Origin of the sequence: Curvibacter sp. APW13 (genome assembly GCF_032337135.1) — a bacterium.
GTDB lineage: Bacteria > Pseudomonadota > Gammaproteobacteria > Burkholderiales > Burkholderiaceae_C > Allorhodoferax.
Genome location: NZ_JAVXZZ010000004.1, coordinates 1 through 16,242 on the forward strand (window position 1 = coordinate 1; position 16,242 = coordinate 16,242).

Annotated in this window: 15 protein-coding genes and 1 tRNA gene; 7 read left to right on the forward strand and 9 right to left on the reverse strand. The window is 62.8% G+C overall.

Going from position 1 to position 16,242, the window contains the following annotated elements:
* Positions 1-226: 226 nt before the first annotated feature.
* From RQP54_RS15730 to speB, 3 genes are all read right to left on the reverse strand, one after another.
* Positions 227-904 carry a hypothetical protein gene (locus tag RQP54_RS15730; protein WP_315679360.1) on the reverse strand — a complete coding sequence of 226 codons (678 nt, stop codon included), beginning with the start codon at positions 902-904 and terminating at the stop codon, positions 227-229.
* A 387-nt stretch (positions 905-1,291) separates the two neighbouring features.
* The gene (locus RQP54_RS15735; protein WP_315679361.1) at positions 1,292-2,395 is read right to left on the reverse strand and encodes an extracellular solute-binding protein; all 1,104 of its coding nucleotides are present in this window, start codon (positions 2,393-2,395) and stop codon (positions 1,292-1,294) included.
* A 3-nt stretch (positions 2,396-2,398) separates the two neighbouring features.
* Positions 2,399-3,385, reverse strand: coding sequence for an agmatinase (gene speB / locus RQP54_RS15740; protein WP_409997583.1), 987 nt, complete (start codon positions 3,383-3,385; stop codon positions 2,399-2,401).
* Positions 3,386-3,507: 122 nt separating this feature from the next.
* Here speB and RQP54_RS15745 point away from each other — a divergent pair, with 122 nt between their 5' ends.
* From RQP54_RS15745 to RQP54_RS15770, 6 genes are all read left to right on the forward strand, one after another.
* Positions 3,508-4,407 carry a LysR substrate-binding domain-containing protein gene (locus RQP54_RS15745; protein ID WP_315679362.1) on the forward strand — a complete coding sequence of 300 codons (900 nt, stop codon included), beginning with the start codon at positions 3,508-3,510 and terminating at the stop codon, positions 4,405-4,407.
* A gap of 46 nt (positions 4,408-4,453) precedes the next feature.
* A protein-coding gene (prfB, locus tag RQP54_RS15750) for a peptide chain release factor 2 (RefSeq protein WP_315679363.1) occupies positions 4,454-5,558 on the forward strand; the annotation gives its coding sequence in 2 pieces (ribosomal slippage) (positions 4,454-4,534 and positions 4,536-5,558; 1,104 coding nt in all).
* Between the two features lie 36 nt (positions 5,559-5,594).
* Entirely contained in the window at positions 5,595-8,297 is a 2,703-nt protein-coding gene (gene pepN, locus RQP54_RS15755) for an aminopeptidase N (RefSeq protein WP_315679364.1), read from the forward strand.
* Between the two features lie 24 nt (positions 8,298-8,321).
* Complete coding sequence (locus RQP54_RS15760) at positions 8,322-9,332, forward strand: class 1 fructose-bisphosphatase (protein WP_315679365.1); 1,011 nt, start codon at positions 8,322-8,324, stop codon at positions 9,330-9,332.
* Between the two features lie 35 nt (positions 9,333-9,367).
* Positions 9,368-9,443, forward strand: a tRNA-Thr gene (locus RQP54_RS15765).
* 64 nt (positions 9,444-9,507) lie between these two features.
* The gene (locus tag RQP54_RS15770) at positions 9,508-10,218 is read left to right on the forward strand and encodes a phosphatase PAP2 family protein (RefSeq protein ID WP_315679366.1); all 711 of its coding nucleotides are present in this window, start codon (positions 9,508-9,510) and stop codon (positions 10,216-10,218) included.
* On the opposite strand, the gene RQP54_RS15775 is transcribed toward RQP54_RS15770, so the two are convergent.
* Positions 10,139-11,125, reverse strand: a complete 987-nt coding sequence (locus tag RQP54_RS15775; RefSeq protein ID WP_315679367.1) for an SDR family oxidoreductase — start codon at positions 11,123-11,125, stop codon at positions 10,139-10,141. The two genes, RQP54_RS15770 and RQP54_RS15775, sit on opposite strands and share 80 nt — an antisense overlap.
* 43 nt (positions 11,126-11,168) lie before the next feature.
* On the opposite strand from RQP54_RS15775, the gene RQP54_RS15780 reads away from it, so the two are divergent.
* Complete coding sequence (locus RQP54_RS15780; protein WP_315679368.1) at positions 11,169-12,215, forward strand: CDP-6-deoxy-delta-3,4-glucoseen reductase; 1,047 nt, start codon at positions 11,169-11,171, stop codon at positions 12,213-12,215.
* 2 nt (positions 12,216-12,217) lie between these two features.
* On the opposite strand, the gene RQP54_RS15785 is transcribed toward RQP54_RS15780, so the two are convergent.
* The 5 genes from RQP54_RS15785 to RQP54_RS15805 all read right to left on the reverse strand — a co-directional run bounded on the left by RQP54_RS15785 (position 12,218) and on the right by RQP54_RS15805 (position 16,235).
* Complete coding sequence (locus tag RQP54_RS15785; RefSeq protein WP_315679369.1) at positions 12,218-12,607, reverse strand: hypothetical protein; 390 nt, start codon at positions 12,605-12,607, stop codon at positions 12,218-12,220.
* A 117-nt stretch (positions 12,608-12,724) separates the two neighbouring features.
* Positions 12,725-13,627, reverse strand: a complete 903-nt coding sequence (locus tag RQP54_RS15790; protein WP_315679370.1) for a DMT family transporter — start codon at positions 13,625-13,627, stop codon at positions 12,725-12,727.
* Positions 13,628-13,632: 5 nt separating this feature from the next.
* Positions 13,633-14,352: an ABC transporter ATP-binding protein gene (locus RQP54_RS15795; protein WP_315679371.1), complete on the reverse strand. Its 720-nt coding sequence runs from the start codon at positions 14,350-14,352 to the stop codon at positions 13,633-13,635.
* Positions 14,353-14,361: 9 nt separating this feature from the next.
* Complete coding sequence (locus tag RQP54_RS15800; protein WP_315679372.1) at positions 14,362-15,132, reverse strand: ABC transporter ATP-binding protein; 771 nt, start codon at positions 15,130-15,132, stop codon at positions 14,362-14,364.
* A 23-nt stretch (positions 15,133-15,155) separates the two neighbouring features.
* Complete coding sequence (locus RQP54_RS15805; protein ID WP_315679373.1) at positions 15,156-16,235, reverse strand: ABC transporter permease subunit; 1,080 nt, start codon at positions 16,233-16,235, stop codon at positions 15,156-15,158.
* Positions 16,236-16,242 lie beyond the last annotated feature (7 nt).

Below are 16,242 nucleotides of genomic sequence, written 5' to 3' on the forward strand. Positions count from 1 at the left end.
CCAGACTCAACTCAATGCAATTGCGAGACAATTGAATGAGAGGCCGCGCAAGACGCTCGGCTTCCATACCCCCGCTGAAATGTTCAGCGAATGTGTTGCATCGACCGGTTGAATCCGCCGCTGTAAGCGGACAAAACAACGCAATCCAAACAGGTTGCTAATACGGCCTGAGCCGTGGTCAAGGCCCGTGTTGCCGAGCAAAACCCTGTCTTTTCCCTTTTGATGTTTATCGGTAGGGCGTATTCGCCAAGTGTGCTGGCAGTTCTGACTTGAGGTAAAAGTTCACTTCAAGATTGCTAGTCGGAGGGACATAAATGTTGGGCCCTTCCAGATCCAACGCCGAGCAAATCAATGAACCATCGGCTGAATTAGAGGCAGAGCATTTCGCGGCTTTGGTGCTTACGGGAAACGACTCCCCCCCTCCTCTTAAGAAGGTCCTATCAGCTCGGGGCATACGTAGCGCCAGTCCGCCGTGCTGCCACCCTGCGATTCCCGACAGGTAGTAGTCCCGGTAAAAGGTCAGCTCGTAGTGTTGGGGGTCTAGTTGTTTCACGGTCAGCCTCTGCCTGCCACCGTGGCATGGAAACCCCTCGCTGCGCATGGGGTAAGCACACCACTTATTGACCCAGGCAGTGCTGGTAAGTGCTTCTTGGAACAGCTCCATGGTGTAACCCTTGTCAAAGGGAAACGTGCCGCGAATCGTGACCAAGTCGGTCGGGTGGGGATTGATGGTGGGAGTAGTTACCCAGCTCCAGGCCAGCCAATACGCCTGTAGCAGGAGGTACAGCACCAGCAAGGCAGTGACCAACCAGTGCTTGCCCAACCACTGGGGCAGGCGTTGCAGTCTTCCTCTTGGCATCGGGGCATCGCTGGGTAGCGTGTTTTCATGCAATTGAACATTCATGAAGCGTTTTAGTCATTGAGGGCAACTTCGCCGGGCAGTATGGGGCAGCTTTCGCCCCAAAGGCGAAGTTTCAAAAGTCAAACGATACCACCCCCGCCGAGCGAAGCGATGGCGCGAGACTCTCCCCATCCCCCTCTGGCTGCGCCGAGGAGCGTAGCGGGCGCTGGGTGAAGGGGCGCGCGCTGTTTGAGGCGATAGCCGAGTTTGCGCGACCCCCAGCGGCTGCGAGCACCGCAGGTTGCCCGAAGCGTAGCGGAGGGACGCAGACAGCGGGGTCGCCTTTTCTTTGCTTACTTTCTTTTTGGCGAAGCAAAAGAAAGTGAGTGCGCTGTCGGGCGCACATCCCGACATGCCCCGCCCGCCCGGGGCGAGACCCGAGCGTCCACCTCAAGTTCCCGTCTTGAACTTGGTGAACAACCGCGTCATCAGGCGGCGCGTGTCGTTCTTGCGCACTTCGTAGAACTGCGCCTTGGTCGACAGGTAGTCATCCCCCGGAAACGCGATCTTGTTGGCCAGCACATCGGCGGCAATGAACTTGCGTGCGGCCAGGTTCGGGCTGGTGAACTTCACCTTGTTGGTGATTTCGGCCTGCACTTCGGGGCGCAGGATGTAGTTGATCCAGGCGTGGGCATTCTCCGGGTGCGGCGCATCCACAGGAATCATCATGGACTCGAAGCCGAACTGGGTGCCCCTGGGCGGCAGGGGCGCCTCGATGCGCGTGTCCTTGCCCGCCGCCTTGGCCTTCGCATTGGCGTTGTTGAAATCGCCACCGTAGCCCAGGGCCACGCAGAGGTTGCCTGCGGCCAGGTCGGCGATGTAGCCGTTGTAGCTGAACAGGGCAATGTCCCCGCGCACCTTCTGCAGCATGGCAAAGGCGTCCTGGTAGTCGGTGGCGTTGTTGCCGAATGCGGGCCTGCCGAGGTAGATCAGCGCCGAGGGGAACAGGTCGGCTGCGCTGTCGAGCAGCGAGATGCCGCACTTCTTGAGCTTGGACGTGTACTTGGGGTTGAACACCAGCTCGAACGGGTCGGCCGGGATCGGCTCGCCGCCCAGCGCCGCCTTCACCATGACCGGGTTGTAGCCCACGCTGACCGTGCTGCCCAGCCAGGGCACCATGTACTGGTTGCCGGGGTCGAGCTTGCCCATGAGCAGCAGCACGGCCGGGTCCAGATTGCTCCAGCGGCTGAGCTTGCTGCGGTCCACCTTCTGCACCAGCCCGCCGTCGACCATGATGCGCCCGAAGTCGCTGGACGGAATGATGATGTCGTAGCCGGTGCGCCCCGCAATCATCTTGGCCATCAACACTTCGTTGGAGTCGAAATTGTCATAACGCACCTTGATGCCGGTCTCGGCCTCGAAGTTCGCTACCGTTTTCTCGCCGACGTACTCGGCCCAGTTGGTGATATTGAGGATTTTTTCCTCGGCGGCCGCGGCAGACAATGCAGCGGCGGCGGCCATGGCCATGGCCGCGATGAGGGTGCGGGCGCGCATGGCTTACACCTTGCCGAGCTTCTGGTTACGCAGCACGCACAGCAGGTCGGTGGCGATGTGCGCCGCAGCAATGGCGGTCAGTTCGCTCTGGTCGAAGGGCGGCGAAACCTCCACCACGTCCATGCCGACCAGGTTCACCGGCCCCATGCCGCGCACGATGTGCAGCGCCTGGGCCGAGGTCAGACCGCCGGGTACGGGGGTGCCGGTGCCGGGGGCAAAGGCCGGGTCCAGGCAGTCGATGTCGAAGGTGAGGTAGGTGGGGTTCTTGCCGACGATGGAAAGGATGCGCTCCAGCGTAGCCTGCGCACCGTTGGCATGCACCCAGGGGGCGTCGAGCACGGTGACGCCCATGAAGTCTTCGTTCCAGGTGCGGATGCCGACCTGCACCGAGGTCTTGGGGTCGATCAGGCCTTCCTTGATGGCCTTGTAGAACATGGTGCCATGGTTCAGCGACTCGGGGTTGTCGTCAGGCCAGGTGTCGCAGTGGGCGTCGAAGTGGATCAGGGACAGGGGCTTGCCGTACTTCTCCACGTGCGCCTTGAGCAGCGGGTAGGTGATGAAGTGGTCGCCGCCGAAGGTAAGCATCTTGGCGCCGCTGGCGATGATGCTGCGGGCGTGCTCGGTGATGGCCGGAGCAATGGTCAGCGGGTTGTGGGCATCGAACCAGCAATCGCCGTAATCAATCACGGCCAGGTCTTCGAACGGATCGAAGCCCCAGGGAAAGGGCATGAGCTCGGCGAGCTGCACGCTGGCGGCGCGCACGGCGGCGGGGCCAAGGCGGGCGCCAGGGCGGAAGGTCGTTGACAGGTCCAGCGGCACGCCCGACACGACAACGTCCACCCCGGTCAGGTCACGGGTGTACTGGCGGCGCAGGAAGCTCAGAACGCCAGCATAGGTGTTCTCGATGCTGGATCCGTAAGGTCCCTTGCGGCGGATGGCGCCATCGCCGAGGATGGAGGTATCGATGGACGAGGAAGCGGGTGTGGACATGGTCTGCGGTCTTTCCAAAAACAACGGGGAACGGCACGGGGCCGGGATGGGTGAATTCTGCGCATATGTCCGGCCTGCGTAAAATGATCAATATCGCTTGATTCATCGAATTTTTTGATATCTTGACCAAACGCCTCCCTCCCCTGCAGAGCCTTCTGGCCTTCGAAGCGGCTGCGCGTCTGGGGGGAATCACACGTGCGGCGGAGGAGCTGTCGCTCACCCAATCCGCCATTACCCACCAGATCCAGAACCTGGAAGAATGGGTTGGCCAGCCCTTGTTCAACCGCGTGGGCCGGGGGGTGAAGCTCAGCGCGGCGGGTGAACTATTCAGCAAAACAGTTGATGCAACGCTCTCCACGCTGCTGGATGGACGCAAGCGCATCGAGCCCTACCGCAACCAGGATTCGGTGCTGCTGGCCTGTCCGGCCGACTTTGCCGCGGGCTGGGTGCTGCCACGGCTACCGGCACTGCGCGCACTGCACCCCACACTGGACGTCTGGCTCATCACCCGCGACGAGCTGCGCGACATCGACCGCATCGACGTGGACCTGATCATCTCCACCCAGGACCTCAGCAACGACAACATGGTGTCCACCGCCTGGCTGGCCGACGAGGCCATTGCGGTCTGCAGCCCCGCCCTGGCGCAACAGCTGGACGGGCTGGCGCCAGAGCTGGCGGTGCTGCAGGCGCCGCTCATCATCGACGAGTACGCCAGCCAGTGGGCACCCTGGCTAGGCGACCTGGAACTGCGGGCACAGCGCAGCGTGACTCTGGAGGACACGCTGCTGCGCGTGCAAGCGGCAGCGCAGGGCTTGGGCCTTGCCATGGTGCCGCGCAGCGTGGCCGACCAGGCACTGGACAGCCAACGGGTGTGCCACCTGCCGCAATTTCCCAGCCTGCCACTGCCCACGCGCTGGTTGTCCAAATCGCGCCTTGCGCCGCGCACGCCATCGGCCGATGTGGTGTTTGACTGGTTGTGCCGGCAAAGCCCGCAAAACGCGTCCTTGGGGGTCCAGCCATGAGAAAATACGCGGTTGCTCTGAACCGGATACAAGAATAGGAATCGCCATGGACATCGAACGCATCAACCAAATCGGCACCCGCCTGACCGACCTGCGCAGCCGCACGGGTGAACTTCGGGGGTATCTTTGACTACCCTGCCAAGGCAGACCGACTGAGAACCGTCAACGCCGGGCTGGAAGATCCTGCGGTCTGGAACGACCCCAAGAAGGCCCAGGAACTGGCCAAGGAAAAGAAGCAGCTCGAAGGCGTGGTCGACGTGCTCGACAACCTGGAGCGCGAGATCGGTGACAACCTGGAACTGTTCGAAATGAGCAAGGACGACGGCGACGAAGCTGGCCTGCACACCATCGAGGAAGAAACCGCCAAGATCGCCACAGTGGTGGAAGGGCTGGAATTCCGCCGCATGTTCAACAACCCGGCCGACCCCCTGCCCTGCTTCCTGGACATCCAGGCCGGTGCCGGCGGTACCGAGGCCTGCGATTGGGCCAGCATGCTGCTGCGCCAGTACCTTAAGTACGCCGAGCGCAAGGGCTTTTCCGCCGTGGTGGAAGACGAAACCGCGGGCGACACGGCAGGCATCAAGAGCGCGACCATCAAGATCGAAGGCGAATATGCCTTCGGCCTGCTGCGCACTGAAACCGGTGTGCACCGTCTGGTGCGCAAGAGCCCATTCGACAGCTCGGGCGGCCGCCACACCTCGTTTGCCTCGGTGTTCGTGTACCCCGAGATCGATGACAGCATCGAAATCGACATCAACCCCGCCGACGTGCGTGTGGACACCTTCCGCGCCTCTGGCGCCGGTGGCCAGCACATCAACAAGACCGACTCGGCCGTGCGCCTGACCCACATCCCTACGGGCATCGTGGTGCAGTGCCAGGACGGGCGAAGCCAACACAGCAACCGCGATGTGGCCTGGAAGCGCCTGCGTTCGCGCCTGTACGACCACGAACTGCGCAAGCGCCAGGCAGAACAGCAGAAGCTGGAGGATAGCAAGACCGACGTGGGCTGGGGCCACCAGATCCGCTCCTACGTGCTGGACAACAGCCGCATCAAGGACCTGCGCACCAACGTCGAAGTGTCGGCCACCCAGAAGGTGCTCGACGGCGACCTCGACGTTTTCATCGAAGCCTCGCTCAAGCAGGGCGTGTAAGCCCCCTGCCCTGCCAACCGCATTTGGAGACAGCCCATGCAATACCGCGACGGCGCCAGCCCCGCCACCGTGATCCGCCGCGAAGCCTACGCGGCTCCGGCCTATCTGGTCGATACCGTGGACTTGAGCTTCGACCTCGACCCCGCGAAGACCCGCGTACTCAACAGGATGACGCTGCGCCGCAACCCGGATGTGGCACCAGGCCCGCTGCGACTGGACGGCGAAGAGTTGAATCTGGCGCGCGTGCTGGTCAACGGCGCTGGCACCAGCTTCAAGATGGATGGAAACACCCTGGTACTGGAAAACCTGCCCGAGGGTACCGAGCCCTTTGCGCTGGAGATCTTCACCACCTGCATGCCGGTTAAGAACACCAGCCTGTCGGGACTGTATGTAAGCAACGACTCCTTCTTCACGCAGTGTGAAGCCGAGGGGTTCCGCCGCATCACCTACTTCCCCGACCGTCCGGACGTAATGGCCAGCTACACCGTGACCCTGCGGGCGGACAAAGCCAAGTATCCGGTACTGCTGTCCAATGGCAACCTGGTTGACAGCGGCGAATTGGAAGATGGTCGTCATTTCGCCAAGTGGGTCGACCCCCACAAGAAGCCCTGCTACCTGTTCGCCCTGGTGGCAGGCCAGCTGGTGGCCCGTGAGCAGCGCATCGTCTCGCGCTCGGGCAAGGAGCACCTGCTGCAGGTGTACGTGCGCCGTGGCGACCTGGACAAGACCGAGCACGCCATGAACAGCCTGATGGCAAGCGTGGCCTGGGACGAAGCCCGCTTCGGGCTGCCGCTGGACCTGGAACGCTTCATGATCGTCGCCACCAGCGACTTCAACATGGGGGCCATGGAGAACAAGGGCCTCAACATCTTCAACACCAAATACGTGCTGGCCAGCCAGGCCACAGCCACCGATGCGGATTTCGCCAACATCGAAAGCGTGGTCGGCCACGAGTACTTCCACAACTGGACCGGCAACCGCATTACCTGCCGCGACTGGTTCCAGCTGAGCCTGAAGGAAGGCCTGACCGTGTTCCGCGACCAGGAGTTCAGCCAGGACCTGTGCGCGGACCCCAGCGCCCGCGCCGTCAAGCGCATCGAGGACGTGCGTGTGCTTCGCACGGCCCAGTTCCCCGAGGATGCCGGCCCCATGGCCCATCCCGTGCGCCCGGACAGCTACATCGAGATCAACAACTTCTACACCGTCACCATCTACGAAAAGGGGGCCGAGGTCGTGCGCATGATGCAGACCCTGGTCGGCCGTGACGGATTCCGCAAGGGCATGGACTTGTACTTTGCGCGCCATGACGGCCAGGCCGTGACCTGCGACGATTTTGCCCAGGCGATCGCCGACGCCAACCCGGACTCCGAACTGGCGCGGCGGCTGGGCCAGTTCAAGCGCTGGTACAGCCAGGCCGGCACGCCGCGTGTGGCGGCGCAAGGCGTCTACAACCCTGATGCCCAGACCTACACCCTGCACTTCAGCCAAAGCTGCGCCGCCACCCCCGACCAGGCCGTGAAGGAGCCGTTCGTCATTCCAGTCAGCCTTGGCCTAGTGGGTTCTGCCAGCGGGACCGCTCTGCCCCTGCATCTGGAAGGGCAAGCGACCGCAGCAACAAGCCATCTGCTGGTGCTGTCCGAGGCGCAGCAAAGCGTCATGTTCACCGGCATTGCGGAACAGCCCGTGCCGTCCATCTTGCGCGGCTTTTCCGCTCCCGTCATCCTGGACTGCGACTACAGCGACGAAGAACTGCTGACCCTGCTGGCCTTTGACGCCGACGCCTTCAACCGTTGGGAAGCGGGTCAGCGCCTGCTGTTGCGCTCCGCTATCAAAGCAATAGCTGGTGACGCAGATTCCACGCCGGCAAAGCCCTTGAATGACGCCCTGATCGAGGCCATGCGCGGGGTTCTGCGCTCTCCCCAGCTGGACGCTGCGTTCAAGGAGCTGGTGCTGACCCTGCCTTCCGAGACCTACATTGCCGAACAGCTGGAGGTGGTCGACCCGCAGCGCATCCACGCCGTGCGCGAGGCCATGCGCGAACAGCTGGCATGTGCCCTTCAGGAGGACTGGGAGTGGGCCTTCGAAGCGCACCAGGACAATGGTGCCTACCGCCCCGACCCTGCGTCCAGCGGCCGCCGCGCCCTGGCGGGCATGGCGCTGTCGTTCCTGTGTCTGGCAGCCACCCGCAGTGGCGACACCGTGTGGCCCGGCAAGACCCTGCAGCGTTTCAAGGACGCCAACAACATGACCGACCGCTTCAACGCGCTGCAGGCGCTGGTGGGCAGCGGACATGCGCTGGGCACGCAGGCCCTGGCGCGCTTCCACAGCCAGTTCAAGAACGAGGAACTGGTGCTGGACAAGTGGTTTGCGCTGCAGGGGGGTATGTGCGACCGCGGTGGCCAGGTCCTGCCGGCAGTGCGCCAGCTGATGCAGCATCCTGACTTCCACCTCAAGAATCCGAACCGCGCCCGCAGCCTGATCTTCAGCTACTGCAATGCCAACCCAGGCGCCTTCCACCGCGCCGATGCTGCAGGCTATGTGTTCTGGGCCGAACGCGTGATCGACATTGACGCGTTCAACCCCCAGGTGGCGGCACGACTGGCGCGTGCGCTGGACCGCTGGAAACGTCTGGCGGAGCCCTACCGCAGCGCTGCACGCGAAGCGCTGGTGCGCGTGTCGTCAAAGTCTGACCTGAGCAACGATGTACGCGAAGTCGTGGACCGTGCCTTGTCCGCCTGACCCCATTCAACTTTTGGAGTGACCATGTCTTCAAGAATTTCGCTGACCCGCTACCTCGTTGAACAGCAACGGGTGGACGGGCATATCCCGTCTGAGCTTCGCCTGCTGATCGAAGTGGTGGCCCGCGCCTGCAAGCGCATCAGCCTCGAAGTGAACAAGGGTGCCCTTGGCGGCGTGCTGGGCAGTGCCGGCAGCGAGAACGTGCAGGGCGAAGTGCAGAAGAAGCTCGACATCATCGCCAACGAGGTCCTCATCGAAGCCAACGAATGGGGCGGCCACCTGGCGGCCATGGCGTCCGAGGAAATGGAAGGCATTTACCTGGTGCCCAACCGCTACCCGCAAGGCGAATACCTGCTGCTGTTCGACCCCCTCGACGGATCTTCCAACATCGACGTGAATGTGAGCATCGGCACCATCTTCTCCGTGCTCAAGAAGCCCGAGGGTGACCGTGGCGTCGAAGAAAGCGACTTCCTGCAACCGGGCTCGAAGCAGGTGGCAGCCGGTTACTGCATCTACGGCCCGCAGACTACCCTGGTGCTGACCGTGGGCGACGGCGTTGCCATGTTCACCCTGGACCGCGAGCAGGGTTCGTTCGTGCTGACACAGGAGAACGTCACGATTCCGGCAGACACCAAGGAATTCGCCATCAACATGTCGAACATGCGCCACTGGGCACCGCCCGTGAAGCGCTACATCGACGAATGCCTGCAGGGCAAGGAAGGCGTGCGCGGCAAGGACTTCAACATGCGCTGGATCGCTTCCATGGTGGCCGACGTGCACCGCATCCTCACGCGCGGCGGCATCTTCATGTACCCCTGGGACAAGCGCGAACCGGAGAAGGCCGGCAAGCTGCGCCTGATGTACGAAGCCAACCCCATGGGCTGGCTGATCGAACAAGCCGGCGGCGCCGCCACCAACGGACACCAGCGCATCCTGGACATCGTGCCCGGCAAGCTGCACGAGCGTGTCAGCGTGATCCTGGGCTCAAAGAACGAGGTGGAACGCGTCACGCGTTACCACGGCGAAGCAGCCTGAGCGCTTTCCGGATCGCTATAATGCGCGGTTCGCGTGCCGGTGTAGCTCAGTCGGTAGAGCAGCTCATTCGTAATGAGAAGGTCGGGTGTTCGATTCATCTCACCGGCACCACGCAAACAAGCAAGAAGGGTTGGCACTGCGCCAGCCCTTTTTCGTATCTGCCACCAAGACCCTGATGCCCTCCGCCAACGCGCTCCTGATCGAAACCCGCAGCCCGGCGCTGTTCTGGTGGGTGCTGGCAGCGCTCACGCTGGCCGCGTTGGTGCCGACCTTGTGGCCCGCGCTGGACTTGCGTGCTGCCGCCCCCTTCTTCGGCCAGCCGCCCGCCATTGAATCCCTGGAATGGTGGTGGGTTCGCGGCATCAATGACTGGGTGCCAGCCGCCTTTCGGGTACTGATTCTTCTATCCCTGCTTGGGTGGCTGGTACTGAAGTTGCGCAAGCGCTCGCTGCACTGGCGCATGGCCCTGCTGTATGTAGCGATAGCTGGCACCGTCGGGCCGGGGGTGGTGGTTAACCTCGGCTTCAAAGACCACTGGCAGCGCGCCCGGCCCTACCAGGTCGAGAACTTCGGTGGCGACAAGCAGTTCACCCGGGCCGCCGTGATGACCGACCAGTGCGCCGACAACTGCTCGTTCGTGAGCGGCCACGTAGCCTGCGGCTATTTCTTCATCACACTGATGTGGTTCCAACGCCGCCGTGCGGCGCTGTGGGCAGCCACCGGTTTGACCGCCGCGGGCCTCATCGCCTTTTCCCGCATGTCCGACCAGGCCCACTGGCTCAGCGACACCTTGTGGGCCGGCCCCATCACACTGCTGAGTTGCTGGCTGGTGTGGCGCGCGCTGCTGTGGCGCTATGGGTCTGCGCTGCGGAGGGACGCAGGCTAGCCAGGCCTTCCTGCACCGTGGGGTAACGCAACTGCAGCCGCAGCTCCTGCTTCATGCGGGTGTTGACGAGGCGGCGCGACTCGCTCATGAAGCTCAACACCATGACCGACAAATGGGCTTGCGCACCCGCACGCGCCACCCGTGGCGGCCGCGGCAACTGCAGCAAGTCGGCCGCCAGGTCGAAGTAGTCCCCCATCTTCAGCACGGTATCGTCGTTGACGTTGTAGCTGCGTTGGGCGCGACCGTTCCACACCGCCCGCAGACAGGCGCGTGCCAGGTCATCGGCGTGGATGTGATTGGTATAGACATCGTCCGCATCGCACAGCACCGGGGTCCCCTTTTGCAGGCGTGCCACGGGAGTTCCGTCTGCGCGGTCTGCTGCGTAAATGCCCGGCGCCCGCAGGATCTGCACCGGAACGCCGCTGGAGCGCCCCCAGAAACGCAATTGCGCTTCTGCATCGACGCGGCGGTGGGCACGCGGCGTCTGCGGCATGGGCAGACGGCTCTCCGGTACCCAGGCACCGTCGCAATCGCCATAGATACCACTCGTGGATACATAGCTCAACTGGGCTGGCAGGCTGCGTCGACGCAGCGCACGCAGCAAGGCCAGGGTACGGGGATCGGTCCACCCCTGCAGGGGCGGTGGCGCCAGATGCAGCACCCGTTGTCCCAGACCCGCCAGACGTGCCAGGGTACCTGGCTGATCGAGGTTGCCGCGTAGCGGCTGGATTCCCTGGGCCCGCAGGGCCTGGGCACTGTCGGCAGTGGTCGTCAGCGCGAGCACATGTACGCCAGCACTGCAGTGCCGTGCCACACGCTGGCCGACATCCCCACAACCGACAATCAGCAGGCGCTGGCGGCGAAAGCGGGCAGGCAGGGCGCCAAGGGGGGTGGTATTTGCGGGCAAAATTCGTACTTTGGAGTTTTGAGCCAACAAGGATAACCACAAGATGAGCACCGAAGGCGCTGCCAGCACCGGATTTACCGTCACCATTGCCCCCAGCGGCCGCAACTTTTCCACCCAGGGCAGCGACACGATCCTGCAGGCCGGCATTGCCGCAGGGATCAACCTGCCCTATGGCTGCAAGGACGGCGCCTGTGGATCCTGCAAGTGCATGAAACTCTCCGGCACCGTGCAGCACAACCCGCACCAGGCCAAGGCACTGAGTGCCGAAGAGGAAGCGGCAGGGTGGGTACTGACCTGCAGCGCACATGCCACCAGCGATGTGGTGCTGGAGTCCAAGCAGGTCACCGAACTAGGTGCTTTGCCGATCAAGAAGATGCCCGCACGGGTGAGCAGCCTGCAGCGGCTCTCTCATGACGTCATGCGGGTGTTGCTGCAACTGCCTGCCAACGACGACTTTGCCTACCGCCCGGGCCAATACATCGACATCATCCTGCGCGACGGCACGCGGCGCAGCTATTCGATGGCCGGTGTGCGCCAGGCGGGCGCGGGGCTGGAACTGCACCTGCGCCACATGCCGGGCGGCAAGTTCACCGACCACGTGTTCGGTGCCATGGCCGAAAAGGAGATCCTGCGCTTTGAAGGGCCGTTCGGCTCCTTCTTCCTGCGCGAAGACAGTGACAAGCCCATTGTGCTGTTGGCCTCTGGCACCGGTTTCGCGCCCATCAAGGCACTGCTGGAACAGATGCAGATGACGGGCTCACAGCGTGCGGTGACCCTGTACTGGGGTGGGCGCCGCCCCGCCGACCTGTACATGAGCGACTGGGTCGAACAGCAACAGCAGGCACTGCGGCAGTTGCGCTATGTTCCTGTGGTGTCGGACGCCCTACCCGAAGACACCTGGAATGGACGCACAGGCTTGGTCCACCAGGCGGTGCTCGATGACTTCGCCGATCTGAGCGCCTATCAGGTCTACGCCTGCGGCGCCCCAGTGATGGTGGAAGCCGCCAGAAGGGACTTCTGTACGCTGGCCGGCCTGCCTGCGGAAGAGTTCTACGCCGATGCGTTCACTTCCGAGGCCGACAAGCACTGAGCTTACTTCTTCTTGTGCCCGCCCTCGTGGCGATCCCGCATGCCGTCGTGGTCACGGTCGTTCTGGCGGTCATGCTTTTGCTTGTAGATGGCCTTGCTTTCCTGGTTGGTCATCTTCTCCAGGTGACGCTGCTCGTTCTTGGTTACCTTGCCGTCGGCCGCGGCCCGGTTTTGGGCCGTGTCGATGCGCGACTCGCCCTTTTCCAGCCGTGCAGCCTCCTTGGTAGTCAGACTGCCCGACTGGACACCCTGCTGGATACGCTGCTCCTGGGTGGCCTGGCGGGTATCGATGCTGGGTTTGGGCACGGGTGCCGGAGTGGGTGCGGGGGCTTGTGCGAACGTAGCACCTACCATCAGCAGGGTGGAAGCGGTGAATACCAGTTTCTTGAGCATGTCGGATCCTCGTTGGTTGCCATGGAAAAACTCCATGCCCATTGAACGCGATTACCCCACTGGCGTGTACATCGCCACGGTAAATCCGGGTAAAGCGCAGTTACAACTGTGCCCCCGTCAGTCGCTGCCGGCAGCCGCGTTGGAACGCATCTCACTGAACACCACAGCCCCCACCACCAAGGCACCACCCGTGGCAGCGCGCCACCCCAGGCCCTCACCCAGCATGATCCAGGCGAACAAGGCCGCAAACACGGGCTCCATGGCGTACACCAAGGCGGCCTTGGACGCCGAGACATGGCGCTGGGCAACCGCCTGCAGGAACAGCATGCCCGAGGTGGCGACGATCCCCAGATAACAGAGTCCGGCCAGGATTTCCCCGCTCACACGGCTGGGCAGGGTTTGCAGGCGATCATTCCCCAGCGAACCCAGCAGCATCCAGGCGACGCCCAGGACGGCCATCCACACGATCTGGGCTGCCGCCAACCCGCGCGCCTGGTGGCGCGCAGCACGCTGCGACAGCACGATCACGTAAAGGGCGTAGGCCAAGGCACTGAGCACGGTGGCGGCATCTGCCACCAGATGTGCACCACCCTCCCAGGACATCAGGCCGATACCGGCACAAGCCAGCAATGCTGCCAGCAGCACCGGCCAGGTGAGTCGCGTGCCGAACAGCACCGCCAGGAAGGGCACCATAAGCACATTGAGGCTGGTGAGAAAGGCGCTGCGGTTGGACGAGATGAACTCCAGGCCATAGGCCTGCAGCACGTACGACAGCAACACCAGCGCCCCGAGCAGGGCTCCGTCTCGCCAGGTGTGGCGCGGCAAGCCACGCAGGAACGGCAGCATGCACAGTGCCGCAATGCAGAAACGCAGGGCGGTGGTTTCGACGCCACTGAGCTGGGCAGTGGCGACCTTGAGCACGGGGAAGGTTGCGCCCCAGACCAGGGTCACAAACAAAAGGGCCAGAACGTAGATGTTCAGGCCCCCGATCGACCCGCCCTGGACGAGGCGGCTCCACATGACGACTACTCGCCGAGGTAGGCAGCACGCACCTTGGGGTCGTGCAGCATTTCCTGGGCATCTCCGGTCATCGTGATCATGCCGGAGTCCATGACGTAGCCGCGGTTGGCGATGGCCAGCGCACGGCTTGCGTTCTGCTCCACCAGCAGCAGCGTCATGCCCTGGCCATAGACGTCCTTGACCACCTCGAAGATCTTGTCGACCATGATAGGGGACAGGCCCATCGAGGGCTCGTCCAAGAGCAGCACCTTGGGGCGACTCATCAAAGCGCGGCCCATGGCCAGCATCTGCTGCTCACCGCCGGACATGGTGCCCGCGAGTTGGTGGGCACGCTCCTTCAGGCGCGGGAAGATGGCAAACATGCGCTCCATGTCGCTGGCAATCCCATCCTTGTCGTTGCGAAGGTAGGCACCCATCTGCAGGTTCTCGATGATGGTCATGCGTGTGAACACGCCACGGCCTTCCGGCACCATGACCAGGCCTTGCTTCACCAGATCCCACGGCCCCTGGCCACGGATGCTCTTGCCGAGGTATTCGATGTCGCCACCGGCCAGCGGCAGAGTGCCGGTGATGGCCTTCATGGTGGTGGTCTTGCCGGCACCATTGGAGCCGATCAGCGATACCAGCTCACCTTCGCGCACCTCAAAGTCCACGCCCTTGACGGCCTGGATGCCGCCATAGGACACCTTCAGACCCTTGATCTTCAACAATACATTCTGTGTCATGTCGTATCCTCAGTGGCCACCGGTGCCCAGGTAGGCTTCAATCACTTTTTCGTTCTTCTGCACATCGGCCGGAGTGCCTTCGGCAATCTGCTTGCCGTAGTCCAACACCGTCACGCGGTCGCACAAACCCATCACCAGCTTCACATCGTGCTCGATCAGCAGAATGGTGCGGTTGTCGTTGCGGATACGGTCGATCAGTTCGCGCAGCATGACCTTCTCGGTGGCATTCATGCCGGCGGCGGGCTCGTCCAGCGCAATCAGGTGCGGGTCGGTCGCCAAGGCGCGGGCAATTTCCAGACGACGCTGGTCACCGTAGCTCAGGGTGCGGGCCTTGTAGTCGGCGAATTTGCCGATTCCCACATATTCCAGCAATTCGCGTGCGCGCTCTGCAATGGCCTTTTCTTCGGCCTTGAAGCTCGATGTACGGAACATCGCGCCCATGATGCCACTGTGGGTGCGGATGTGGCGGCCCACCATCACGTTTTCCAGTGCCGTCATTTCAGCAAACAGGCGGATGTTCTGGAAGGTACGGGCAATGCCGGCCTTCGCCACAGTGTGCACGGCAGTGGGCTGGTAGGCCTTGCCACCCAATTCAAAGGTACCGCTGTCGGGCGTGTACAGGCCGGTGATCACGTTGAAGAACGTGGTCTTGCCCGCACCGTTGGGGCCGATGAGCCCATAGACCTGACCGCGCTGGATCTGGATGCCCACGTCGCTGAGGGCTTGCAAGCCGCCGAAGCGCTTGGAAACACCGGCGACGTTCAATACTGTATCTGTCATTCTTGAATCCTTTCGCGTGGCGCTCAGCCGTTGTTCTGCAGGGACTTGCCGTGCTCGGGAGAGGGCCACAGGCCGCGCGGACGCAGCAGCATGATGGTGATCATGGCCAGCGCAATCAGGAACTGGCGCAAGATGGCCGCATCGAGCCGACCGTCGGTCATGGTCTGCAGCGGACCAGCCACATAGCGCAACACTTCAGGCAAGGCCGCCAGCAACACCGCGCCAAGGACCACGCCGGGCAGATAGCCGACACCGCCAAGCACGATCATCGCAACGATCATCACCGACTCCATCAGGGTGAAGGACTCGGGGGAGATGAAACCCTGGAAGGCCGCAAAGAAGGAACCGGAAACACCGCCGAAGGTAGCGCCCATACCGAAGGCCAACAGCTTCATGTTGCGGGTGTTGATACCCATGGCCTTGGCGGCAATTTCGTCTTCACGAATCGCCATCCAGGCACGGCCAATACGCGACAGTTCCAGGCGATGGCTGATGATGATGCTCAGGATCACCAGGGCCAGCAGCACGTAGTAGTAAAGCGTGACCGAGGCGAACTCAACGCCCATGACTTCGAGCTTGCGCGAGAAGCGCAGGCCGAACATCTCCAGCGGCTCGATCTGGCTGATGCCCTTGGGACCGTTGGTGATGTTGACTGGGTGATCCAGGTTGTTCATGAACACGCGGATGATCTCGCCGAAGCCCAGGGTCACGATGGCCAGGTAGTCGCCACGCAGACGCAAGGTCGGCGCACCCAGCAGTACGCCGAAAACCCCTGCTACCACAGCCGCTATGGGAACCACGACCCACAAGGGTGTACGCAAGCCTTCAGGGAACATGGCCTGGATGGATGCGAAGGTGTCTGTCAGGTGCGGCGAAGCCAGCAAGCCGTAGGTGTAGGCACCGATGGCGAAGAAAGCGACGTACCCCAGGTCCAGCAGACCGGCGTAGCCGACCACGATGTTCAGACCGATGGACAGCAGCACGAACAGCAAGGCCATGTCGGCAATGCGTACCCAGGCGTTGCCGAACGACTGGAGGATGTGCGGAAACACAATCAGGCCGACGGCTGCAAGCAGCGCAACAACAACTTTTTGATTTTTCATGGTGTCA

Excerpts from the sequence above, each read along its gene's own strand:
- RQP54_RS15730 (WP_315679360.1), bottom strand. The coding sequence starts at position 904 with ATGAATGTTCAATTGCATGAAAACACGCTACCCAGCGATGCCCCGATG.
- RQP54_RS15735 (WP_315679361.1), bottom strand. The coding sequence starts at position 2,395 with ATGCGCGCCCGCACCCTCATCGCGGCCATGGCCATGGCCGCCGCCGCT.
- speB (WP_409997583.1), bottom strand. The coding sequence starts at position 3,385 with ATGTCCACACCCGCTTCCTCGTCCATCGATACCTCCATCCTCGGCGAT.
- pepN (WP_315679364.1), top strand. The coding sequence starts at position 5,595 with ATGCAATACCGCGACGGCGCCAGCCCCGCCACCGTGATCCGCCGCGAA.
- RQP54_RS15760 (WP_315679365.1), top strand. The coding sequence starts at position 8,322 with ATGTCTTCAAGAATTTCGCTGACCCGCTACCTCGTTGAACAGCAACGG.
- RQP54_RS15770 (WP_315679366.1), top strand. The coding sequence starts at position 9,508 with ATGCCCTCCGCCAACGCGCTCCTGATCGAAACCCGCAGCCCGGCGCTG.
- RQP54_RS15780 (WP_315679368.1), top strand. The coding sequence starts at position 11,169 with ATGAGCACCGAAGGCGCTGCCAGCACCGGATTTACCGTCACCATTGCC.
- RQP54_RS15785 (WP_315679369.1), bottom strand. The coding sequence starts at position 12,607 with ATGCTCAAGAAACTGGTATTCACCGCTTCCACCCTGCTGATGGTAGGT.
- RQP54_RS15790 (WP_315679370.1), bottom strand. The coding sequence starts at position 13,627 with ATGTGGAGCCGCCTCGTCCAGGGCGGGTCGATCGGGGGCCTGAACATC.
- RQP54_RS15795 (WP_315679371.1), bottom strand. The coding sequence starts at position 14,352 with ATGACACAGAATGTATTGTTGAAGATCAAGGGTCTGAAGGTGTCCTAT.
- RQP54_RS15800 (WP_315679372.1), bottom strand. The coding sequence starts at position 15,132 with ATGACAGATACAGTATTGAACGTCGCCGGTGTTTCCAAGCGCTTCGGC.
- RQP54_RS15805 (WP_315679373.1), bottom strand. The coding sequence starts at position 16,235 with ATGAAAAATCAAAAAGTTGTTGTTGCGCTGCTTGCAGCCGTCGGCCTG.